Annotated in this window: 22 protein-coding genes and 1 riboswitch; of the genes, 15 read left to right on the top strand and 7 right to left on the bottom strand. The window is 72.4% G+C overall.

The annotated features are described in order from the left end of the window. Both ABZ128_RS24320 and ABZ128_RS24315 read right to left on the bottom strand, forming a co-directional pair. Positions 1–1,182, bottom strand: a complete 1,182-nt coding sequence (locus ABZ128_RS24320; RefSeq protein WP_356850905.1) for an acyltransferase — start codon at positions 1,180–1,182, stop codon at positions 1–3. Positions 1,183–1,390: 208 nt separating this feature from the next. Continuing rightward, entirely contained in the window at positions 1,391–2,152 is a 762-nt protein-coding gene (locus ABZ128_RS24315; RefSeq protein ID WP_356850904.1) for a GNAT family N-acetyltransferase, read from the bottom strand. Between the two features lie 31 nt (positions 2,153–2,183). On the opposite strand from ABZ128_RS24315, the gene ABZ128_RS24310 reads away from it, so the two are divergent. The 4 genes from ABZ128_RS24310 (at position 2,184) to ABZ128_RS24295 (ending at position 5,666) form a co-directional block, all read left to right on the top strand. After that, entirely contained in the window at positions 2,184–2,432 is a 249-nt protein-coding gene (locus ABZ128_RS24310) for a hypothetical protein (protein WP_356850903.1), read from the top strand. A gap of 117 nt (positions 2,433–2,549) precedes the next feature. After that, positions 2,550–2,942: a hypothetical protein gene (locus ABZ128_RS24305; protein ID WP_356850902.1), complete on the top strand. Its 393-nt coding sequence runs from the start codon at positions 2,550–2,552 to the stop codon at positions 2,940–2,942. A gap of 172 nt (positions 2,943–3,114) precedes the next feature. Further along, positions 3,115–3,915 carry a carbon-nitrogen hydrolase family protein gene (locus ABZ128_RS24300; protein ID WP_356850901.1) on the top strand — a complete coding sequence of 267 codons (801 nt, stop codon included), beginning with the start codon at positions 3,115–3,117 and terminating at the stop codon, positions 3,913–3,915. Positions 3,916–3,968: 53 nt separating this feature from the next. Further along, positions 3,969–5,666: an NAD(P)/FAD-dependent oxidoreductase gene (locus ABZ128_RS24295; RefSeq protein ID WP_356850900.1), complete on the top strand. Its 1,698-nt coding sequence runs from the start codon at positions 3,969–3,971 to the stop codon at positions 5,664–5,666. 127 nt (positions 5,667–5,793) lie between these two features. Here ABZ128_RS24295 and ABZ128_RS24290 read toward each other — a convergent pair whose 3' ends face one another. Both ABZ128_RS24290 and ABZ128_RS24285 read right to left on the bottom strand, forming a co-directional pair. Beyond that, positions 5,794–6,435 carry a DUF5995 family protein gene (locus tag ABZ128_RS24290; protein WP_356850899.1) on the bottom strand — a complete coding sequence of 214 codons (642 nt, stop codon included), beginning with the start codon at positions 6,433–6,435 and terminating at the stop codon, positions 5,794–5,796. A gap of 146 nt (positions 6,436–6,581) precedes the next feature. Further along, a complete protein-coding gene (locus tag ABZ128_RS24285) occupies positions 6,582–7,796 on the bottom strand; it encodes an MFS transporter (RefSeq protein ID WP_356850898.1) in 1,215 nt (404 codons plus the stop codon). 55 nt (positions 7,797–7,851) lie between these two features. Here ABZ128_RS24285 and ABZ128_RS24280 point away from each other — a divergent pair, with 55 nt between their 5' ends. After that, complete coding sequence (locus tag ABZ128_RS24280) at positions 7,852–9,030, top strand: ROK family transcriptional regulator (protein WP_356850897.1); 1,179 nt, start codon at positions 7,852–7,854, stop codon at positions 9,028–9,030. 61 nt (positions 9,031–9,091) lie between these two features. Here the strand turns inward: ABZ128_RS24280 and ABZ128_RS24275 are convergent, their stop codons facing one another. The 3 genes from ABZ128_RS24275 to ABZ128_RS24265 form a co-directional block, all read right to left on the bottom strand. Continuing rightward, positions 9,092–9,835 carry an NAD(P)H-binding protein gene (locus ABZ128_RS24275; RefSeq protein WP_356850896.1) on the bottom strand — a complete coding sequence of 248 codons (744 nt, stop codon included), beginning with the start codon at positions 9,833–9,835 and terminating at the stop codon, positions 9,092–9,094. Positions 9,836–9,890: 55 nt separating this feature from the next. Continuing rightward, positions 9,891–10,775 (bottom strand): RNA polymerase sigma-70 factor, encoded by an 885-nt coding sequence (locus ABZ128_RS24270; RefSeq protein ID WP_356850895.1) that lies wholly within the window; start codon positions 10,773–10,775, stop codon positions 9,891–9,893. Positions 10,776–10,848: 73 nt separating this feature from the next. Continuing rightward, positions 10,849–13,221, bottom strand: coding sequence for a chitinase C-terminal domain-containing protein (locus ABZ128_RS24265; protein ID WP_356850894.1), 2,373 nt, complete (start codon positions 13,219–13,221; stop codon positions 10,849–10,851). A 279-nt stretch (positions 13,222–13,500) separates the two neighbouring features. After that, positions 13,501–13,630, top strand: a riboswitch (FMN riboswitch). 222 nt (positions 13,631–13,852) lie between these two features. On the opposite strand from ABZ128_RS24265, the gene ribD reads away from it, so the two are divergent. From ribD to ABZ128_RS24215, 10 genes are all read left to right on the top strand, one after another. Further along, positions 13,853–14,917, top strand: coding sequence for a bifunctional diaminohydroxyphosphoribosylaminopyrimidine deaminase/5-amino-6-(5-phosphoribosylamino)uracil reductase RibD (gene ribD / locus ABZ128_RS24260; protein WP_356850950.1), 1,065 nt, complete (start codon positions 13,853–13,855; stop codon positions 14,915–14,917). After that, complete coding sequence (locus ABZ128_RS24255) at positions 14,918–15,541, top strand: riboflavin synthase (RefSeq protein WP_356850893.1); 624 nt, start codon at positions 14,918–14,920, stop codon at positions 15,539–15,541. Next, complete coding sequence (locus ABZ128_RS24250; protein WP_356850892.1) at positions 15,538–16,191, top strand: nicotinamide mononucleotide transporter family protein; 654 nt, start codon at positions 15,538–15,540, stop codon at positions 16,189–16,191. The genes ABZ128_RS24255 and ABZ128_RS24250 overlap by 4 nt, the downstream gene beginning before the upstream one ends. Further along, complete coding sequence (locus tag ABZ128_RS24245; protein ID WP_356850891.1) at positions 16,188–17,492, top strand: bifunctional 3,4-dihydroxy-2-butanone-4-phosphate synthase/GTP cyclohydrolase II; 1,305 nt, start codon at positions 16,188–16,190, stop codon at positions 17,490–17,492. Before ABZ128_RS24250 ends, ABZ128_RS24245 begins: the two co-directional genes overlap by 4 nt. 75 nt (positions 17,493–17,567) lie before the next feature. After that, positions 17,568–18,053: a 6,7-dimethyl-8-ribityllumazine synthase gene (gene ribH / locus ABZ128_RS24240; RefSeq protein WP_215031692.1), complete on the top strand. Its 486-nt coding sequence runs from the start codon at positions 17,568–17,570 to the stop codon at positions 18,051–18,053. Positions 18,054–18,088: 35 nt separating this feature from the next. Then, positions 18,089–18,370 (top strand): phosphoribosyl-ATP diphosphatase, encoded by a 282-nt coding sequence (locus tag ABZ128_RS24235; protein WP_356850890.1) that lies wholly within the window; start codon positions 18,089–18,091, stop codon positions 18,368–18,370. Positions 18,371–18,436: 66 nt separating this feature from the next. Next, a complete protein-coding gene (gene hisG / locus ABZ128_RS24230; protein WP_356850889.1) occupies positions 18,437–19,285 on the top strand; it encodes an ATP phosphoribosyltransferase in 849 nt (282 codons plus the stop codon). Between the two features lie 91 nt (positions 19,286–19,376). Further along, entirely contained in the window at positions 19,377–19,841 is a 465-nt protein-coding gene (locus tag ABZ128_RS24225; protein WP_356850888.1) for a PH domain-containing protein, read from the top strand. Positions 19,842–20,104: 263 nt separating this feature from the next. Beyond that, positions 20,105–21,538 (top strand): hemolysin family protein, encoded by a 1,434-nt coding sequence (locus tag ABZ128_RS24220; RefSeq protein WP_356850887.1) that lies wholly within the window; start codon positions 20,105–20,107, stop codon positions 21,536–21,538. Beyond that, entirely contained in the window at positions 21,535–22,614 is a 1,080-nt protein-coding gene (locus tag ABZ128_RS24215) for a hemolysin family protein (RefSeq protein ID WP_356850886.1), read from the top strand. The genes ABZ128_RS24220 and ABZ128_RS24215 overlap by 4 nt, the downstream gene beginning before the upstream one ends. Positions 22,615–22,645 lie beyond the last annotated feature (31 nt).

The following is a 22,645-nucleotide window of genomic DNA, read 5'->3' as shown; positions in this document are numbered from 1 at the left end:
TCAGAGGGCCGTGGTGACCTTGTTCCGCTCAGGTGAGTGGGACACCCCGACGGAAACCGCCGGTGGCCGCCCCGAGGGGGAAGCTCGCCGGGATCGCGGGCGGCCTCTGCCCAGGTCCTTCAGGCGCATGGCGGGACGTTCGACGCAGTGCCACGACCCCACCGCCAACATGACGGTCACGGCGAGGCTCAGGCCGAGATAGGGCAACAGCCCCCAACGCCCGAAGCCGAATACGGCCAATACCTGCTCGACGACGAAGCCGTAGATGTAGATGCCGTACGAGTAGTCGTGTCGCGCGCCGACCCGGCGGAAGGGTGCCGGAAGCCGGATCGCCAGCCACACCAGAAGGTAGGCGAAAGCGGGTATGCCCACCACGAAGAGAAACCCGTAGCGGGCACTGCCGAGCACTACCAGGAGCGAACCGATTCCGAGCGCGTCGCTGACCGGAACGCGATGGCCGTACAGCTCGATGACCGCGCCCAGCGCGAACGCGAAGCCGAGGTAGATGACGAGAACCGGGTTCGTGTAGCCCACCACCGGCAGGTCGAGCGGGTGGAAGTAGGAGGCCTCGAAGGCACCCGCCCAGAACCGGTCGCCCACGGCTTGCCGTATGACCAGCCAGCCCAGGAAGCAGGTGATCAGCAGTACGGCGCGCCGGGCGCGTGCGAGTACACCGGTCAGGGCCAGAACTGCCACGCCCACGTAGCAGAGGACCTCGTAATACAGCGACCACAGTGCGCCGTCGATGCTGCGGTCGTGTGCGAGGCCCTTGCCCATGGCATCGGCCATGACGTCGGACACGTCGTTCTGGTTGAGCTGGATCGCCCCGTTGGACCGCAGGTATTCCAGCGGCCCCCAGGCACGCCCCGTGAAACCCGCCAGGGTCCCGTGTACTCGCCAGTACAGGAGCGGAGCGGCGACGAACGCCGTCAAGAACAGACACACCCACAGTCCAGGCAGCAGGCGCAGCGCCCGGTGCCACAGGAAGCGCCCCAACCCCAGGCGTACCCCGCTGCGGGTGACGAGGATCCCCGAGAGAATGAAGAACCCGTAGACCGCCCACTTGCCGAGGTCGACCTGGCCATGGGTGAAGGAGTGGCCGAACTCGGTCCTGCCGAAACCCAGCACTCTCGCATGGGAGACGACCACGGCTGTCGCAAGAATCAGCCGGATGAAACCCATGCTGTTGTTCCGGCCGGTCAGGAGGTCTGCAACGGTGCCATGAGACCACCGCAGCTGCCACCGAGACGTACGGGTATCCACCTACAACGCCCATCCCTGGTTATGGTCAACTGCCAAAGGCTGCCGGGCGCGACGCTCGATGTCCAATTCCTCATTCTCTGTGTGGTGTACCTCACCCGAGCCGGCTGCCCGTGCGGGTCGGGCCCCCTCAGACCTGCTCCTCCGGGGTGCGCAGGCCGAGGAAGAGGGGGTTGCGGCGGAGGGTGAAGCCCATCGACTCGTACAGGGCGATGGCCGGGGTGTTGTCCGCCGCCGCGTGGAGGAAGGGGTGGTCGCCGCGTGCGGTGACCGCCGCCGCCACCGCGCGGATCAGGCGGCCCGCCAGGCCCTGGCCGCGGTGGTCGGGGTGGGTGCAGACCGCGCTGATCTCCGACCAGCCCTGCGGCCGCATCCGCTCGCCCGCCATCGCGACGAGCCGCCCCTCGTGCCGGATCCCGAGGTACGTGCCCAGTTCGACGGTGCGGTCCAGGAACGGGCCCGGCCTCGTCAGTGCCACCAGCTCCAGCATCTCCGGCACGTCGGCCGGGCCCAGCCGGACCGCCTCGGGCGCGGCTTCGGGCCGTACCGCCCGGCCGTCCAGCTGTACGCCCGCGATCGAAGCCACCGTGGTCCACCCCTCGGGCGGGGTCAGCAGCCCGGTGACCCAGACCGGAGCCCCCGGGCCGGCCAGCGCGGCCAGGTCCGCCCAGGCGGCCGGGTCCTCCGGGTCGGCGAGCGCCGCGAAGGGCGAGGCGTCCCCGACGTAGCGGGCGGCCAGGCCCGCGGGGCCCGTCTCGGCGAAGCCGCGGGCGGGCCCGGTCAGCGCGGACCAGACGGGGTTGTCCAGAACGGCGGCGACATCGCCGGCATCGCGAGCGGGGGCGGGGGCGGGGGCGGTGGCGGGGGAAACCGTGCCGGTGTCGGGCGACATGAGGGGGAGGGCTCCTTCCCTCGGGCGGTCCGTGCCCGGCGCCACCACCTTCTTGACGGCCCCGCGCACCGCCACGAGACTGCTGGGGACGACGGTCACGAGGATCAGCGTCCGGCGCGGGCGAATTTATGCCCCCCGGGGCGCCGAGGGCAGGGCGGAGCCGGTGGAGATGGCCTGGACGGCGCAAGCGGGGGCGCAGACCCTCCGCCGCTGGTGGCTGACCCGGCGCCTGCACATCGACCTCCTGCGCGTCTGCAGCGCGTTCCGCGCCGCCGCCTGAGCTCCCGCCGCCTGAGCTTCCCGCCTCCGTACGCACGTCCCGCGTACGTCTCCCGCACGGCCCCGTGACCCGGCGCGCAGCATGCCGCCGGGCGTCCCGCCACGCCCCAGGAGAGTCATGCTTCAGATGGTCCTGCCCCGCACCGGCCCGGCCCCCGTCCTGCGGGGCCGCATCGGCGCCGGGTTCTCCCCCGTCCCGCACCGCTACCGCCTCTACCTCTCCGCCGACTGTCCGCTGTCCCGGCGCGTCGCGGACACCCTGGCCCTGCTCGGGCTGGAACGCGGCGTCGCCGCCACCGTGCTCGGGACGCAGGCCTCGTACACCGCGCTGCGCCGGGCCTACGAGGCGGCCGGGCACCACTACGACGGCACCCTCGCCGTCCCCGCCCTGTGCGACACCTGGAGCGGCCGCATCGTCAGCAACGACACCCCCGATATCCTGGACGACCTGCGGCGCATGAGCGCCCACCCCGCCTTCCACGGGGACCCCCGGGGCGCCGGGACGGCCTGAGCCCCGCCCCTCCCGCGAGGGACCGAAGGCCGCCGCGCAACGAATCGCCGCCCGGCTGTCGAAACACGCAACGATTCGATGCGCGGAGCGCAACGGTCACGGCTTGTCGGGGTCGAACGCGCAAACGTACCTTCGTAGGACACCCCACCCCTCCTGCCACAGAGGTACGCCCATGCCCCCGCTGCGCACCGCACTCCTCCAGAGCTCCGGACGGCTCGGCGACACCGCCGAGAACCTGAAGGCGCTCGACGAGGCCGCGGCGCGCGCCGCACAGGCGGGGGCCGGGCTCCTCGTGACCTCGGAGATGTACCTCACCGGCTACGCCCTGCCGGTGGAGGACATCGCCGGTCTCGCCGAGCCGGCCGACGGCGAATCCGCCCACGCCATCGGCTCCATCGCCCGCCGCCACGGCGTCGCCGTCCTGTACGGCTACCCCGAGCGGGACGGCGAGACCGTCTACAACGCGGCGCAGCTCATCGGCCCCGACGGGACGCGGCTCGCGAACTACCGCAAGACCCACCTCTTCGGCCGCTTCGAGCAGGAGGCGTTCACGCCCGGCGACACCCCCGTCGTCCAGGCCGACCTGGGCGGCCTCCGCATCGGCGTCATGATCTGCTACGACGTGGAGTTCCCGGAGAACGTCCGGGCGCACGCACTGGCCGGCACCGACCTCCTCCTGGTGCCGACCGCACAGATGCACCCGTTCCAGTTCGTCGCCGAACAGCTCGTCCCCGTCCGGGCCTTCGAGAACCAGATGTACATCGCGTACGTCAACCGCACCGGTCCCGAAGGCGAGTTCGAGTTCGTCGGACTCAGCTGCCTGGCGAGCCCCGACGGGGCCACCCGCACCCGGGCCGGCCGCGGCGAGGAGCTGGTGTTCGGCGAGGCCGACCCCGAGCTGCTGCGCGCCTCCCGCGAGACCAACCCCTACCTGCGCGACCGCCGCCCCGGGCTCTACGCCTCCCTCGTCTGAGCCACGCCCGCGCCGCCCTCCCCCCTGCCCCACCCTGCAAGGAGCCGTACCCCATGACGTCCACGGTGCCCACCACCGCCGTCCCGCACAGCGACGGACAGCCGCCGATCACCATGTTCGGCCCGGACTTCCCGTACGCGTACGACGACTTCCTCGCCCACCCGGCGGGGCTGGGCCAGATACCGGCGACCGAGCACGGCACCGAGGTCGCCGTCATCGGCGGTGGCCTGTCCGGGATCATCTCCGCGTACGAGCTGATGAAGATGGGCCTCAAGCCCGTCGTCTACGAGGCCGACCAGATCGGCGGCCGGCTGCGGACCGTGGGCTTCGAGGGCACCGGCACCGAGGGTCTGACCGCGGAGATGGGCGCCATGCGCTTCCCGCCCTCCTCCACGGCGCTCCAGCACTACATCGACCTGGTCGGCCTGGTCACCGAGCCCTTCCCGAACCCGCTCGCCGAGGCCACCCCCTCGACGGTCGTGGACCTCAAGGGCGAGACCCACTACGCCGAGACCATCGCCGACCTGCCGCAGATTTACCGCGACGTCGCCGACGCGTGGAACGCGTGCCTCGACGAGGGCGCCGACTTCTCCGACATGAACCGGGCGATGCGCGAGCGCGACGTCCCGCGCATCCGCGAGATCTGGGCCAAGCTCGTCGAGAAGCTCGACAACGAGACCTTCTACGGGTTCCTCTGCAAGTCCGAGGCGTTCCAGTCCTTCCGCAAGCGCGAGATCTTCGGCCAGGTCGGCTTCGGCACGGGCGGCTGGGACACCGACTTCCCGAACTCCATCCTGGAGATCCTGCGCGTCGTCTACACCGAGGCGGACGACCACCACCGCGGCATCGTCGGCGGCTCGCAGCAGCTGCCGCTGCGCCTGTGGGAGCGCGAGCCCGAGAAGATCGTCCACTGGGCCCAGGGCACCTCGCTGTCCTCCCTGCACGAGGGCACCCCGCGCCCGGCGGTGACCCGCCTGCACCGCACGGCCGGCAACCGCATCACGGTCACCGACGCCTCCGGCGACATCCGCACGTACCGCGCGGCGATCTTCACCGCGCAGTCCTGGATGCTGCTGTCCAAGATCGCGTGTGACGACTCGCTGTTCCCGATCGACCACTGGACGGCGATGGAGCGCACCCACTACATGGAGAGCTCCAAGCTCTTCATCCCGGTGGACCGCCCGTTCTGGCTGGACAAGGACGAGGAGACGGGCCGCGACGTCATGTCGATGACCCTCACGGACCGCATGACGCGCGGCACGTACCTCCTGGACAACGGTCCCGACCAGCCGGCCGTCATCTGCCTGTCGTACACCTGGTGCGACGACAGCCTGAAGTGGCTGCCGCTGTCCGCGAACGAGCGGATGGAGGTCATGCTGAAGTCCCTCGGCGAGATCTACCCGAAGGTCGACATCCGCCGCCACATCATCGGCAACCCGGTGACGGTGTCGTGGGAGAACGAGCCCTACTTCATGGGCGCGTTCAAGGCCAACCTCCCGGGCCACTACCGCTACCAGCGGCGCCTGTTCACCCACTTCATGCAGGACCGCCTCCCCGAGGACAAGCGCGGCATCTTCCTCGCGGGCGACGACATCTCCTGGACGGCCGGCTGGGCCGAGGGTGCGGTCCAGACCGCCCTGAACGCCGTCTGGGGCGTCATGCACCACCTCGGCGGCTCGACCGACGCCACCAACCCCGGCCCGGGCGACGTCTACGACGAGATCGCCCCGGTCGAACTCCCGGAGGACTGACCCACCCGGCCCCTCCGGCCCCGTGACCACGGGCCGCCCCCGCGCACAGGCGCGGCGGCGGCCCGTTTTCACGTGCGGGCCGTACGCGGCAGCGGCCGTTCGGGGCCGGTCGCGGCCGGCCGGCGGTTCAGCCGGTCGGGGTCAGCAGGCAGCGGCCCACCAGGCCCACGCCCGCGTCCAGGGATTCCGTGAACTCCTCCGCCAGTTCGGGCGTACGGCGCAGGGTCCACAGCAGGCGGGCCGCCGACCAGGCGGCGCCGCGGGCGCGGTCCAGGCTCCAGGAGCCGAGCAGGTGCGTCAGCGGGTCGGCGATCTCCAGCAGGTCCGGGCCCGGCATCAGGTCCTCCCGGATGTGCTCCTCCAGACAGACCAGGGTGTCGCCGACCCGGTCGAAGTCGGCTTCCAGCGCCCGGGGTTCGCAGTCCAGCGCCCGGCAGGTGGACACCACCGCCAGGGCCAGGTCGTGCCCGATGTGCGCGTTGATCCCGGCCAGCGCGTGCTGCAGCGGCCGTACCCCGGGGTGGCGGCGGTACTGGAGCAGCGGCCGCCAGCAGGCCGGGGCGCGGTCCGCCTCCACCGCCGTCAGGTACCGCTCGGCGAAGCGGACGCTCAGGGTCTGCGCCCGCCGCGGCGAGGGGAACTCCCCGCGGCCGATGCCCTCGTACAGGGCCTGCGTGACCGTCAGGTACACCCGGTTGAAGACGGCGACACCGTCCTGCGCGGGGAGCCGCTCGTCCAGGGCGCGCATCCGCGCGAGCACCGCTTCCATGGGAGGCAGCGTCCCAGCCGCGGGCCCGGATCCGGGGAACTTGGCCGTGCGCTTCGCCGGTTCGGGCGAACCGGGTGGGGAAGAACGCCGCGAACGAGGACCAACGGCCCGCGTACGAGGGGGCCGTGCGGGCGGCAGGCCCTGCACTACGGACGGATACGGGCCGGTTCGTCCCGATCGGCGGCCTCCGTCGTACGGGCGGCGGGCCGCTGCCGCAGTACGGCCGCCCCCGCCACCAGCGCGAACGCCAGCAGGGTGACCAGCCCGAAGGAGACCACGAGGGAACTGGCGTCCGCCACGGCGCCGATCGCCGACGGGGCGATCAGGCCCGAGGTGTACGTGATCGTGGCGACGCCGGCGATCGCCTGCGCCGGGGCGGGCCCGCTGCGGGCAGCCGCCGCGAAGGCCAGCGGGACCACGACCGAGATGCCGAGCCCGATCAGCGCGAAGCCCGCCAGGGCGGCGGCCGGATGGCCGGCCGTCACCACGAGCAGCCCGCCCGCGGTGGCCAGGACACCGCCCGCCCGGACCGTGCGCACCGGCCCGAACCGGTCCACCACCCGGTCGCCGGCCAGCCGGGCGGCGGCCATCGTGAGCGCGAAGGCGGTGGTCGAGGCGGCGGCGAGGCCCGCGTCCGTGTCGAGCACGTCCCGCAGGTAGACCGCCGACCAGTCCAGGCTCGCCCCCTCGGCGAAGACCGCGCAGAAGCCGATCGCGCCGATGAGCAGCGCGGACCGCGGCGGCAGCGCGAAGTGCGCCGGAGCCTCGGCCCCGGCGGCACTGCGCAGATCGAGCACGCCCCGTACGCAGAGCAGCCCGGCCGCGGTGAGGGCCAGTGCGGCGAGCAGGTGGTGCAGCCGGGCGTCGGCCCTGGTGTGGGCGGCGACGGTGCCGGCCGCCGAGCCGAGCAGCGCGCCCACGCTCCACATGCCGTGCAGGGAGGACATGACCGAGCGGCCGAGCCGGTTCTCGGTCTCCACCCCGAGCGCGTTCATCGCCACGTCCGACATCCCCGAGGTGGCCCCGTAGACGAAGAGGGCGAAGCACAGGGTCACCAGGTTGGGGGCGAGGGCCGGCAGGAGGAGGGAGAGCGTCCACAGGGCCAGCAGGCCGCGCAGGGCGGTCCGGGCCCCGAAACGGTGGTTGATCCGCCCGGCCAGCGGCATCGCGAGCGCCGCACCGAGGGCCGGGAAGGCCAGCGCCAGCCCCAGGGTGCCCGCGCCGAGGTGTGCGTGCTCCTGGATCCACGGGATGCGGGTGGCGAAGGAGCCGGTGACGGCTCCGTGCGTGCAGAAGACGCCGGCTATGGCAAGGCGGGCGTGGCGCAGGCGCGCAGAGCTGAGGTCGGTTTCCCCGGTCATGGGATTTAAACTATCAGGGAACCTGCCTGATAGTGAGGGCCGGAAGCTGCCTAGGATGGGCGCCGTGACTCCTGCCAATGCCCTGACCGCCGCCGCCGTGTCGCCCGCACCGCCCGCGACACCCGCGTCACCGAGCACGGCCCGGGCCATCAACGACCGGCTCGCCCTGCAACTCCTCCAGGAGGAGGGGCCCCTGACGGCCACCCAGCTCAAGGCGAAGACGGGCCTCTCCCGCCCGTCGGTCGCCGACCTGGTCGAACGGCTCGCCGACGCCGGACTGATCGAGGTCGTGGGGCAGTCCGGGGAACAGCGCCGCGGCCCGAACGCCCGGCTGTACGGGATCGTCGCCCGCCGGGCCCATCTGGCGGCCCTGGACGTACGGACGGACAGGGCGACGGCGGTCGTCACGGACCTGCTGGGCCGCCCGCTCGCCGAGGCCGCACTGCCGGTGGACGCCGTCGACGAGGCGGTGGACGTCCTGGAGGCCCTCGCCCGGGAGGCGGGCGCCGATCCGCTGCACACGGTGGTGGTCGGAGCCCCGGGCCTGGTCGCCCCGGCCAGCGGGGAACTGCGCGGCACGGCCGGACTGCCGTCCTGGCACCGCGACCTCGTGGCGGCGCTCGGGCGGCGGCTGCCGGCCGCGGTGGTGGTGGAGAACGAGACCAACCTCGCCGCCCTGGCGGAGCAGCGGGTGGGCGCCGCCCGGGACCTGGACTCCTTCGTGCTGCTGTGGCTCGGCGCGGGCGTCGGCGCGGCGGTGGTCCTGGACGGGCGGCTGCGCCGGGGGGCCTCCGGCGGGGCGGGCGAGATCGGCTTCCTGCCGGTGCCGGGGACGGCCGGGCTGCCCTCCGCCACGGACTGCGGGGGCGGCTTCCACGCGCTGGCGGGCCGTGCGGCGGTGGCCGCGCTGGCCGCGGAGCACGGCTTCACCGGGCCGGTGGAGGAGGCGGTGGCCGGCGCCGCCGGGACCGCCTTCCTGGAGGCCCTCGCGGCACGGCTCGCCCTCGGGGCGGCGGCCGTCGCGGCCGTCCTGGACCCGGGCTGCGTGGTCCTGGCGGGGGAGCTCGGCCGGGCGGGCGGGGACGCACTGGCGGCCGCGGTCGCCGCCCGGCTGGCCACGCTGACCCCGGTCCCCACCGAGGTCCGCGCCACCGCACTGGGAGACCCGGCGGTCCTCACGGGCGCCCGCCTGGCAGCCCGGGAAGCCGCCCAGAGCACCCTCTTCACCCCCTGACGCCCAAGCCGCGGCGTCCACGTCGCCGGGGTCGCCGCGGCCATGCCCCCGCCCGGAGCCGTCAACCGCGGCGCGCCAGGAACTCCGTGAAGGTGGTGCGGCCCACCGCGTGCGCCGGCGTCAGGTTGCCGCCGCGGCGGAACGCCGCGTACGCCTTGCCCGCCAGCGGGAGCGGGACGACCGGCCGCCTGCGCCCCGTCGCCGCCAGGTAGGCGCGGCCCAGGTCCACCAGGGTGCGGATCTCCGGGCCGCCCATGTCCGGGACCCGGCCCGCCGGGGTCGGGACCGCCAGCTCCGCCATCCGGTCGGCGACCTCCTCGACGGAGATCGGCTGCACCCGCACCCCCTTCGGCAGCGGGACCGGCAGCACCGGCACCTTCGCCAGCGTCTCCGTCACGGTCGCCACCAGGTCGTGGAACTGGGTCGTGCGCAGGATCGTCACTCCCAGCCCCGACTCCTCCAGCAGCCGCTCCACCTTGTACTTCACCTCGTAGTACGCGAAGGGCACCACATCCACCCCGACGATCGAGATGTAGACGATGTTCGTGACCGTCCCGGCCCGCCGGGCGGCATCGACCAGATGCCCGGCGGCCACCTCGTCACCGCCCCGCGGCGTGCTCGCGCAGTGCACGACCACCTCCGCGCCCGCCATCGCCGCGTCCAGCCCGCTGCCGTCGCGCAGATCGACCGGGTGGTCCTTCGCGTGCCGGCTCAGGACGCGTACGTCGTGGCCCGCCGCGCGCAGCCGCGCGACGACCGGCCTGCCGAGGGTTCCGGTGCCTCCGGTGACGAGGATGGTGCTCATGGTGTCCGTTCCTTCCCTGAAGGGCTTGCGTTCACCAGCCGGGACCGGACAGCCCTCAGGAATGTGACAGCTGCCGCTGGAGGAATTCCAGCTTCTGCGGGTTCATCACACTGCGCATACCGCTGACCAGCCCGTCCTCGAAGTCCACCAGCAGGACCCCGGCCCCGTCGAACACCAGCGCCGGCTCCCCGTTGACCTCCGCGAAGGTGAGCGAGAAGCCGCCCGTCCACTTGCGCAGCACGCCCACCAGGAACCGGGCCACCTTGTCCCGGCCCAGGACGGGCCGCCGGGCCGCGTTCACGACCCCGCCGCCGTCGCCCACGTACCGCGCGTCGGCGGTCAGCAGGCTCTCCAGCCGGGTCAGGTCGCCGTCCCGCGCCGCCGTCAGGAAGGTCTCCACCAGGCTCCGCCACTGCTCGGGGTCCGGCGCGAAGCGCGGCTTCGGGGCGGACACCCGGCCGGCGGCCCGCCGGTAGAGCTGGCGGCAGTTGGCCTCGGACAGGTCGAGGAGCCCGGCGATCTCGCGGTGGCCGTACGCGAAGGCCTCGCGCAGCACGTACACCGCCCGCTCCACCGGCGTGAGCTGCTCCAGCAGCACCAGCAGGGCCATCGAGACGCTGTCCCGCTGCTCCGCCGACTCCAGCGGGCCGAGCGTTCCGTCCCCGGTGAGCACCGGCTCCGGGAGCCAGGGGCCGACGTACTCCTCGCGCCGGGCCCGCGCCGAGGTGAGGCGGTTCAGGCACAGGTGCGTGACGACCTTGGCGAGCCAGGCCCCCGGGTGTTCGATCTGCCCGCGATCGGCGGAGCTCCAGCGCAGGTAGGCGTCCTGCACGGTGTCCTCGGCTTCGGCGGCGGAGCCGAGCATGCGGTAGGCGATGCCGAACATCCGGCCCCGGTGCTCCTCGAATTCCGCGGCGCAGGCGGCTGTCTGTGTGCTCACCGCAGCAGCGTACGTGCGAGGACCCGGCGGCCGCCGGGCCACCGGGTCCTCGCGCTTCCTCATCCGCAGCGGGTCAGCAGGAGCCCTGGTCCTTCCAGACGCCCCACTCGCCCGTGGTGCCCGGCTCCTCGTTCTGCGTCCACCACTGCGCCTTCCAGCCGTGCCCCTTGTGGGAGACGACCTGGCCGGCGGTGTAGACCGTGCCCGCCGCGTACGCCGGGCCGGTGCACGTGCCGCCCGTGGGCGGGCCGGTCGGCGGCGGCGTGGTCGGCGGTGTGGTCGTGGGCGGGGGAGTGGCCGGCGGGGTGGCCGGCGGGGTGGTCGTACCGCCGGGCTCGACGACCGTCGTACCGCGGGCCAGGTCGCCGGCCAGGCCGTACGTGCTCCCGCCGAAGCTCACGGTCCAGTTGGACGGGGTCGAGGTCGGCAGGTAGTAGACGAAGTCGATCTCCGCGGAGGCGCCCGGTGCCAGCGACTGCCAGGAGGGCAGCTTGAGGGAGACCCGGTTGTAGTCGCCCTTGAGACCGCCGACGTTGCTGCCCGTGTGGTCGCTGCGGATGACCGTGGTGCCCCAACCCGACTGGTCCTTGGCGTTGTTCGGGGCCGAGGAGGAGTAGTCGAACTGGAACTCCGTGCCGCCGGGGAGGGTCGCCTTCGTGTTGTTGGTGATCTTCAGCTTGGGGCTGATCGGGTAGTTGGAGTCGCCCAGCGGGAACTGCCCGAAGTCCACGTCCACCTTGATCGCCTGGCTCGGCACGGCGGTGGTGGCGCGCTTGGCCCCGTAGGGGGACGCCGACTTGAACTTCTCGTACATCGTCGTGGTGAGCGTGTCGCCCATCTCGTACTGGCCCTTGGCGGAGTTGTACGCGTAGTCGCCCGCCAGCTCCCAGACCATGGTGCCGCCGATGCCCTTGTTCACGACGTAGTCGGCCTTGGCGGCCACCGACTGCTCGTCCTCCGTCGACAGGAAGACCTTCTTCTGCTCGTTCCACAGCCACGGAGCCACCAGCGTGGAGCTGTACTTGCGCACGTAGGTGCCGGTCAGGGGGGTGTTCGCCGGGAAGCCGTAGCGGGTGGCGTAGTCGCCGACGACCCCCTTCTCCAGGTTCTTGGCGTGCCACATCGGGTTGGAGCCGGCCGGGGACTCCACCCCGTTGGCGTCCAGGTCGTGCCACAGGTTGTCGATGCCGACCGCGCCGTCACCGCACTTGGTCAGGCCCGCGCCGGCCGGGCAGGCGGTGGCCGGGGCCCTGCCCCACAGGCCGTCCGTGCCGCCCTGCACGTTCTTGAAGCCGCGGGTGTAGTACGGCAGGCCCATGTTGATGCGGCCCGGGGGCATGGAGCCGCGGAAGTAGTGGTAGGCCCAGTCGGAGTTGAGGTAGCCGATGCCGCCGTACTGGGAGGTGGAGTAGACGCCCGCGGCGGCGAGTTCGGCGTCCTTGCCGTCGTCGAACAGCGAGGCGTTCGGGCCGACGTACTCGTTCCAGGCGCCGTGCAGGTCGTAGGACATGATGTTGACGTAGTCCAGGTACTTCTGCATCTGGAAGGTCTCCATGCCCCGCAGCAGGTAGCCGGAGGAGGGGGCGGCGACGGAGAGCAGGTAGTGCCTGCCGTCGGCGGCGCCCGCGCGGTCGAGCTTCTCGCGCAGCGACTTCATGAGGGCGGCGTAGCCCTTGACGAGCCCGGCCCGGCGCGCATTGGAGAGCTGCCAGTCCAGGGGGTTGCCCGCGTCCTTCATCGTGGTCGGGTACTCGTAGTCGATGTCGACGCCGTTGAAGCCGTACCTGCGGACGAACTCGACCGAGGAGTCGGCGAAGGTGTCGATGCCGGCCTGGTTGACGGATCCGTCGGCGTTGGTGGCCATCGAGTAGAAGCCGCCGGAGGCGACCCGGTTGCCGTCGTCCCCGAAGTAGCCGCCGGTCTCCGCCCACCCGCCGACCGAGATCAGCGTCTTGACGTTCGGATACTGCTTCTTGAATTTGTTCAGCAGGTTGAAGTGGCCCTTGTAGGGGAGGGCCGGGTCCATCTCGGCGCCCGCGACGCCCGGCCAGGTCATCCCGGTGGCGGCGTTGTCCGCGTTGTCCGCGCCGACGGAGATCTTGTTGTCGGCGCCGACGTGGGCGAAGGCGTAGTTCAGGTGGGTGACCTTGGACCAGGGGACGTTGCCGGCGAGGTAGGCGGGGGTGCCGTCCTTGCCGGTGCGCCAGCCGGTGAAGTATCCGATCACGCGTCGCTGGTGGTCGGCGCCCATCTTCTCGCGGCCCTCGGAGTCGTAGACCGAGCAGTAGGGGACGTCGACGCCGGCCGTCTTGTAGAGCCCGTCCGGGCGACAGCCTTCGTTGTCGGCGGCCTGGGAGACGCCCGCCGAGAGCCCGCCCACCAGCAGTCCGGCGATCGCGGCGCCGGATGCCAGGAGCATCGCTCTCGTACGTGTGGGGGACGGCATGGTGCCTCCTGGGGAGGGGAGGATGGGGGGCACGAAAAGGGCACAACAGGCGTACGTGTGGTGCGTGCCGGCCCGAGACGTGCGCACATCTGACGGGCCGTCTCCCGGGGAAGATGAAGGGAACGTTAAGAGGACTAGACCACATCGTCAATAGGTCTGGACCAACCCCGGCCGGACCTGACGGACTCCGGCCGGAAGGCCGTCCTGTGACCCAGGCCACAGCTCCTCACCCGCATGGCCGCCGATCACCCGTGGCAGACTGGCTCCAGTACCAGTAAGCAGCGCACTCCGGGGTCGGTGTAATTCCGAACCGGCGGTATAGTCCGCGACCCGTCCGCAGCCAGCGGCCGGTTGACCAGGTGAAATTCCTGGACCGACGGTGAAAGTCCGGATGGGAGGCAGTGCGCGGCGGGCCAGTGACCGGTACGCCGCCGTCGGCGGTCCATCGGCGTATCCCTGCGGATACGTCCGGGCGGACCGTTTCTCCGGCCTCGGCGTCCCCGTGCGCGCTGGACCGCTCCATCTGTCGTATCCCGACAGGCCCCGGAGTCCGTGCCCGATGAGGCAGGAGGACCCGGTGGCGAACCACGCCGCGTACGCAGCGCACAGCGCCGACGCCGACGTATCCGCCATGCGCCGCGCCATCGCACTCGCAGCCCGCGGACTCGGCTCCACCAGCCCCAACCCCGTCGTCGGCTGCGTCATCACCGATGCCGCAGGCGTCCCCGTGGGCGAAGGCTGGCACCAGCAGGCCGGCGGCCCCCACGCCGAGGTGCACGCCCTGCGCGCCGCAGGCGGAGCCGCCCGCGGCGGCACCGCCTACGTCACCCTGGAGCCCTGCAACCACACCGGCCGTACGGGACCCTGCGCGCAGGCCCTCGCCGAGGCCGGCATCGCCCGCGTCGTCTACGCCGTCGCCGACCCGAACCCGCAGGCCAGCGGAGGCGCCGCCACGCTGCGCGCCGCCGGCGTCCAGACCGAGGGCGGGCTCCTGGAGGCCGAGGCCGAGGCCGGCAACACCGCCTGGCTCACCTCCGTACGCCTGGGCCGCCCGCACGTGACCTGGAAGTACGCCGCCACCCTCGACGGCCGCAGCGCCGCCTCGGACGGCAGCAGCCGCTGGATCACCTGCCCGGAATCCCGCGCCGACGTCCACCGGCTGCGCGCCGAGGCCGACGCCGTCCTCGTGGGCGGCGGCACCCTGCGCGCCGACGATCCGCACCTGGCCGTCCGCGGCATCGAAGGCGCCACCCAGCCGCTGCGCGTCGCCCTCGACACCCGCGCCGCCCTCCTGCCCACCGCCCGCATCCTCGACGGGGCGGCGCCCACCCTGCTCGTCGTCGGCGAGGAGGCCGACACCCGGCACCTGCCGGGCGTCGACCTGCTGCGGCTGCCCCTGCACGACGGCCGCATCGCCGTCCACGACCTGCTCACCCGCCTGCACGCCCGCGGCGTGCGCTCCGTCCTCCTGGAAGGCGGCCCCACCCTCGCGGGCACCCTCCTGCGGGCCGGGGCCGTCGACCGGGTCATCGGCTACCTCGCGCCCGCCCTCCTGGGCGCGGGACCCGCCGCCCTCGCCGACGCCGGCATCCACACCATCACCCGCGCGGTACGCCTCGACCTCACCGAGACCGTCCGCATCGGCACCGATCTGCGCATCACCGCCGTTCCCGCCACCGCCCCCAAGGAGCACTGAGTGTTCACCGGAATCGTCGAAGAACTGGGCGAGGTCACCGCCGTCGAGCAGCTCTCGGAGGCCTCCCGCTTCCGCCTGCGCGGCCCCGTCGTCACCGAGGGCGCCAAGCACGGCGACTCCATCGCCGTCAACGGCGTCTGCCTGACCGTCGTGGAGACCGCCGACGGCGAGTTCACCGCCGACGTCATGCAGGAGACCCTCAACCGCTCCAGCCTGGGCGCCCTCACCGAAGGCTCCCGCGTCAACCTGGAGCGTCCGATGGCCCTCGGCGGACGGCTCGGCGGCCACCTGGTCCAGGGGCACGTGGACGGCACCGGCGAGATCCTGTCCCGGACGCCCTCCGAGCACTGGGAGATCGTCCGGATCTCCCTCCCGCAGAACCTCGCGCGCTACGTCGTCGAGAAGGGCTCCATCACGGTGGACGGCGTCAGCCTCACCGTGGTCGAGGCCGGCGCCGACCACTTCAGCATCAGCCTCATCCCCACCACCCTCGCGCTGACCACCCTCGGCATCAAGCAGCCGGGCGACCCGGTCAACCTGGAGGTCGACGTCCTCGCCAAGTACGTCGAGCGCCTGCTCGCCGCCGGCGTGAACCCGCTGCACGCCCAGGAGGACCACCGGTGAGCGCCCTGACCTGGCTCAACGCGGAAGCCTTCACCGTCTTCGGACAGAAGGTCATCTGGTCCGACATGATCGGCAACCTGATGGGCCTGGCCGCCCTCGCCCTCGGCTGGCGCCGCTCCATATGGACCTGGCCCGCCCAGCTCCTGTCCGGCCTGATCCTCATCGCCGCCTACGCCTCCGCCCACCTCTCCGGGGGCGTCGGCAAGCAGCTCCTCGTCATCGGCGTGGCCCTGTGGGGCTGGCGCGCCTGGCAGCGCGGCAAGCAGCAGGCCCAGGACGGCTCCATCGCCGTCCGCACCGCCACCTGGGCCGAGCGCGGACTGCTCCTCGCGGGGGCGGCCCTCGGGACCCTCGCCGTCGGCGGCCTGTTCACCCTCTTCCCGAACCTGTCGTGGAGCCCGTGGGCCGACGCCTACATCTTCGTCGGCACCATCGTCGCGATGGTCGCCCAGGCCCGCGGCCTGGTCGAGTTCTGGTTCGCCTGGCTCCTGGTCGACCTGGTCGGCGTCCCGCTCGCCTTCACCAACGGACTGGCCTTCTCCGGCCTCGTCTACGTCGTCTACTTCGCGCTCGTCCTCTGGGGCGCCTACGACTGGTACCAGCGCTCGCGCACCGCCCCCGCCCCGGCCATGGAAGGAGCAACGGCATGAACACCCTCGACCCCGTGCCCGCGATCGATCTCGACCTGGACCTCGAATCGGCCTTCCGGCTCGACCCCGTCGAGCAGGCCATCCGCGACATCGCCGTCGGCCGGCCCGTCGTCGTGGTCGACGACGAGGACCGCGAGAACGAGGGCGACCTCGTCATCGCCGCCGAGAAGGCCACCCCCGAGATCGTCGCGTTCATGATGAGCGAGTGCCGGGGCCTGATCTGCGCCCCGATGGAGGGCCCGGAGCTGGAGCGCCTGGAACTGCCCCAGATGGTGCAGCACAACACCGAGTCGATGAAGACCGCCTTCACCGTCTCCGTCGACGCGAGCGCCGCCCACGGCGTCACCACCGGAATCTCGGCCGCCGACCGCTCCACCACCCTGCGGATGCTGGCCGACGGCGTCTCCCAGCCCTCCGACTTCGTCCGCCCCGGCCACATCTTCCCGCTGCGCGCCAAGCCCGGCGGGGTCCTGGTCCGCAACGGCCACACCGAGGCCGCCGTCGACCTCGCCCGGCTCGCGGGCCTGCGCCCCGTCGGCGCGATCGTGGAGATCGCCGGCGAGGACGGCGTGATGCTGCGCCTGCCCGAGCTGATCCCCTTCGCGCGCAAGCACGGCCTGACGATCATCTCCATCGAGGACCTGATCGCCTACCGCCGCTCCGCCGAGCCGACCGTGCGGCGCGAGGCCGAGGTCAGCCTGCCGACGGCCTTCGGCGAGTTCACCGCGTACGGCTACCGCTCCACCGTCGACGGGGTCGAGCACGTCGCCCTCGTCCACGGCGAGATCGGCGACGGCGCCGACATCCTGGTCCGGGTCCACTCCGAGTGCCTGACCGGCGACATCTTCCAGTCCCTGCGCTGCGACTGCGGCCCCCAGCTGCACGCCTCCATGGCCCGGATCAAGGACGAGGGCCGCGGCGTCGTCGTCTACCTGCGCGGCCACGAGGGCCGCGGCATCGGACTGATGTCCAAGCTGCGCGCGTACGAGCTCCAGGAGCGCGGCCGCGACACACTCGACGCCAACCTGGAACTCGGCCTGCCGGCCGACGCCCGCGACTACGCCGCCGGCGCCCAGATCCTGGCCGACCTCGGCGTCAAGAGCGTCAGGCTGCTGACCAACAACCCCGAGAAGGCCGACGCCCTCGTGCACCACGGCATCGCGGTCGCGCAGCGGGAGCCCATGCCGACGGAGGCCGGGGAGCACAATCTGCGCTACCTGCGCACCAAGCGGGACCGGATGGGCCACGACCTGCCCTGGCTGGACCAGGCCCAGACCGTCTCCACCTGCAACAACCAGTAATCCGTACCAAGAACCGGTAACCGACGACCGGTAACCGGCAACCAGCCACCACCAGACGTACCGAGGAGCAGAGCTGTGAGCGGCAAGGGCGCACCCGAACTGAGTGTGAAGAACTGCGGCGACCTGCGGGTCGCCGTGATCGCGGCCCAGTGGCACGAGAAGGTCATGGACGGGCTCGTCGACGGCGCCCTGCGCGCCCTGCACGAACTGGGCATCGACGAGCCCACCGTGCTGCGCGTCCCCGGCAGCTTCGAGCTCCCGGTCGTGGCGAAGGTACTGGCCGGTCGCGGTTACGATGCCATCGTCGCCCTCGGAGTGGTCATCCGCGGCGGCACCCCGCACTTCGACTACGTCTGCCAGGGCGTCACCCAAGGCCTGGTACAGGTGTCGATCGACACCGGAGTCCCCGTCGGCTTCGGCGTCCTGACCTGCGACAACGACGAGCAGGCGCTGGACCGCGCCGGGCTCGAAGGGTCGAACGAGGACAAGGGGCACGAAGCGGTCACCGCCGCCGTCTCCACCGCCATGACCCTGCGCACCGTCAGCGAACCCTGGCGCTGAGTGGCGGCGCGGGACCCCTTATTCTGAGGACCATCATGGCGAACAAACCCTCCAAGACCTTCGAAGAGCTCTTCACCGAGCTCCAGCTCAAGGCCGCCAACGGCGACCCCAGCACCTCCCGTACCGCCGAGCTCGTGGGCAAGGGCGTCCACGCCATCGGCAAGAAGGTCGTCGAGGAGGCCGCAGAGGTCTGGATGGCCGCCGAGTACGAGGGCAAGGAAGCCGCCGCCGAAGAGATCTCCCAGCTGCTGTACCACGTTCAGGTGATGATGGTGGCGCGCGGGATCTCCCTCGACGACGTCTACGCGCACCTCTAGGCCGGAGCCCGTCCACGGGCCCCCGCCCGCACCCACCCATCGCACCTACGCACCCGAGGAATCCCCATGCTGCGCATCGCCGTCCCCAACAAGGGTTCACTTTCCGGACCGGCGTCGGCGATGCTCCATGAGGCCGGCTACCGCCAGCGCAAGGAGTCCAAGGAACTCGTGGTCGTCGACCCCGAGAACGAGGTGGAGTTCTTCTACCTCCGCCCCAAGGACATCGCGATCTACGTCTCCTCGGGCAAGCTCGACATCGGCATCACCGGCCGCGACCTGCTGCTCGACTCCGGTGCCAGCGCCGAGGAGATCCTGCCGCTGAACTTCGGCCGCTCCACCTTCCGCTACGCCACCAAGCCCGGCACCGCGAAGGGCCCCCAGGACTTCCACGGCATGACGATCGCCACCTCGTACGAGGGAATCGTCGCCAAGCACCTCGCCGACCTCGGCATCGACGCCTCCGTCGTGCACCTGGACGGCGCCGTGGAGACCGCCATCCAGCTCGGCGTCGCCCAGATCATCGCGGACGTCGTCGAGACCGGCACCAGCCTGCGCAACGCCGGCCTGGAGGTCATCGGCGAGCCGATCATCACCTCGGAGGCCGTGGTCATCCGCGGCAACGGCACCGACGCCGACAACCCGCAGGCCCAGCAGTTCCTGCGCCGCCTCCAGGGCGTCCTGGTGGCCCGCAGCTACGTGATGATGGACTACGACTGCCGCGCCGAGCACCTGGAGCGCGCGGTCGCCCTCACCCCGGGCCTGGAGTCGCCCACCGTCTCCCCGCTGCACAACGAGGGCTGGGTCGCCGTCCGCGCGATGGTCCCCGCCAAGGAAGCACAGCGGATCATGGACGACCTGTACGAGCTCGGCGCGCGCGCGATCCTCACCACCTCGATCCACGCCTGCCGCCTCTGATCCGCAGGAGCTCGGTGCCGGGCAGCCCACAACCGGCCCGCCCGGCCCCCGAGCCACCCGTCCGCCGCACACCCCCAGAAGGCACCGCACCATGGCCGAGTCCACCGCCCCGCCCGCACTGCCCGCCCTGCCGGTCACCTTCCGGCCGACCCGCACGCGGGCCGTCCTGCTGGGCACCGGACTCGCCGTGTTCGCCACCATCACGGCGATCGCCTTCCTCCTGGAGAACCTCAGCCCCGGCGAACGCATCAGCTTCGTCTTCACCGCCGCCCTGCTGAGCTCCGTACTCGTCCTGCTCAGCCGCCCCAAAGTGGTCGCGGACGAGACGGGCGTCACCGTCGTCAACCTCACCACCACCCGCCGCCTGGAGTGGGCGCAGATCCTGCGCGTCAACCTCCGCCCCGGCGACCCCTGGGTGTTCCTGGACCTGAGCGACGGCACCAGCCTGCCCGCCCTCGGCATCCAGCCCGGGGTGGCCCGGCAGCAGGCCATCGGCGACGCCCGCGCCCTGCGCGCGCTCGCCGAGGCCCGGGGCACCGGCCCCCACGACCGCTGAGCCGCCGCCGCGCCGGCCTCGTACCGGCTTCGAACCCGTCTTGAGCGGGCTTCGGGTCGGCCGCCGGGCCGACGGAACACCGCTGCGTCCCATTGCGGCGGCGATCTCAATGACTACCCTGGTGGCGGGGCGCAGCCGTGCGCCCTCCACCGGCCCCGGGACCTCGTGGCCCGTGGGCACCTGCGACCAGAGGAGTGACTCCTTCCAGCAATGGACGGATCGTCCGGTAGTACCCGCGCCGCCCTCCCCACGGAGGCGGCGGCATGACCATCCCGCTACTCCTGCTCGTGGCGGCCTTCGCCCTGATCCTCGCCAACGGTTTCTTCGTGGCAGCCGAATTCGGCCTCGTCACCGTCGAGAGACCCGAGGCCGAGCGCGCCGCAGCCGAGGGTGACCGCCGTGCCCGCACGGTGGTCGAGGCCCTGCGGGAGCTGTCCTTCCAGCTCTCGGGCACCCAGCTCGGCATCACCATCACCTCGCTCGTCGTCGGCATGCTCGCCGAACCGGCCCTCGCCGCCCTGCTGACCGGGCCGCTCACCGCGACCGGCCTGCCCGCGGGAGCCGTCTCCGGCATCGCCGTGTTCATCGGCATGCTGCTCGCCTCCGCCGTCCAGATGGTCGTCGGCGAACTCGTCCCGAAGAACTGGGCGGTCTCCCGGCCCCTCCAGGTGGCCCGGGTCGTGGCCGGACCGCAGCAGGTCTTCTCCCGCGCCTTCCGGCCCGTCATCGCCGCGCTCAACGCCGTCGCCAACCGGCTCGTGCGGGCGCTCGGCGTGGAACCGGCCGACGAGATGGCCTCCGCCCGCACCCCGGGCGAACTGGTCTCCCTGGTCCGCCATTCGGCCCAGGCCGGTGCCCTCGAACAGGACACCGCCGACCTCTTCGTCCGCACCCTGTCGCTGGGTGAGCTCACGGCACAGCACGTCATGACCCCCCGGGTGAAGGTCAGCGCCCTCCAGCACACGGCCACCGCGGCCGACGTGCTGAACCTGACCCGCGCCACCGGCCTGTCCCGCTTCCCGGTCTACCGCGAGCGCATCGACGAGATCACCGGAGTCGTCCACCTCAAGGACGCCCTCGCCGTGCCCGAGTCCGAACGCGCCCGCACCACCGTCAGCCAGATCTGCGTCGCCCCGCTGCTGGTGCCCGGCTCCCTGCCGGTGCAGCCGCTGCTGGAGAGGCTGCGCAGCGAACAGCCCATGGCCGTGGTCGTCGACGAGTACGGCGGCACCGCCGGCGTGGTCACCCTTGAGGACATCGTCGAGGAGCTCGTCGGCGAGGTCCGCGACGAGCACGATTTCGCCGAGAACGACACCCCGGAACTGGCCGCCGTCCCCGCCGAGGACGGCCGGCCCTCCTGGGAGGCCGACGGCAGCTGCCGGGTGCACACCCTGCGCCGGATAGGCCTGGAGGTCCCCGAAGGCCCGTACGAGACCGTCGCCGGTCTCGTCGCCGATCTGCTCGGCCGCATCCCCGCCCCCGGGGACCGGGCCGAACTCCCCGGCTGGAAGCTCTCCGTCCGCCAGGTCCGCCGCTACCGGGCCGAACGGGTCCGGCTGGTCCGGCTCGTCCCCGCCCCGCACCCCGGACCCGCCGTACCCCCGGTCACCCGCCCTGCCGCACATCCGCAGGACGGCCCCGGCGCCGCGCAGCCGGCCGCCGCGCTCCGCAGCGACGTGGAGGCGGCCGTCCGATGAACGCCCTGCAACTGCTGTTCGCCCTGCTGCTGGTCCTCGCGAACGGCTTCTTCGTCGGCGCCGAGTTCGCCCTCGTCTCCGTCCGGCGCAGCCAGATCGAACCGCTGGCCGCCACCTCCAAGCGGGCCCGCCAGGTGCTGTACGGCCTGGAGAACCTGCCCCGGATGATGGCCGCGGCCCAGTTCGGCATCACCGTGTGCTCGCTGACCCTCGGCGCGGTCGCCGAGCCGACCGTGGCCCGCCTGCTGGAGCCCCTCTTCCACGCCGTCCACGTCCCGCCGGGGCTGATCCACCCCCTCGGCTACGCGTTCGCCCTCGCCGCCGTGGTGTTCCTGCACCTGGTCATCGGCGAGATGGTGCCCAAGAACCTGGCCATGGCGGCCCCGGAGCGCACCGCGCTCTGGTTCAGCCCCGGCCTGGTCGCGTTCGCCCGGCTGTGCGGGCCCGTCACCACCGCGCTCGGCGCGTGCGCGCACTTCGTGCTCCGCCTGTTCAAGGTCGAGCCGAAGGACGAGGTCGAGGCCGTCTACACCAGCGCCCAGCTCGGCCGGCTCGTCGAGGACTCCCGGCAGGCCGGGCTCCTGGAGCCGGGCGAGCAGGAACGGCTGGAGGACGCCCTGGAGCTCGGCAGCCGGCCGGTCACCGACGTGCTGCTCGCACGGGACCGGCTCGTCACGGTCGGGCCCTCGGCCACCCCGCGCCAGATCGAGCAGCTCACCGTCCGCACGGGCTACTCCCGCTTCCCCGTCCGGTCCGAGAACGGCGCCTTCATGGGCTACCTGCACGTCAAGGACGTGCTGGACCTGGAGGAGCGGGAACGGGCCGTGCCCCAGCGGGTCTGGCGCCGGATGACCACCCTGTCCTCCACCCTCCCCCTCGACGACGCCCTCAGCGTCATGCGGCGCGACGCCACCCATCTGGCCCAGGTCGCCGACCCGGCCGGGCGGGTGCTGGGCCTGGTCGCCCTGGAGGACGTCCTGGAGATGCTCGTCGGCGAGGTACGCGACCCCGCGCACCGCAGGGCCGTCGCGGCGGCCCTGCGCCCGCCCCGCCGGGACGGGGCGATGGCGGGCTGACCCCGCCCGGCCGGTCCGCCGGAGCCTGCGC

It is taken from the genome of Streptomyces sp. NPDC006326 (genome assembly GCF_040612915.1).
Classification (GTDB): domain Bacteria; phylum Actinomycetota; class Actinomycetes; order Streptomycetales; family Streptomycetaceae; genus Streptomyces.
This window is presented reverse-complemented; position numbering and strand designations above follow the sequence as displayed.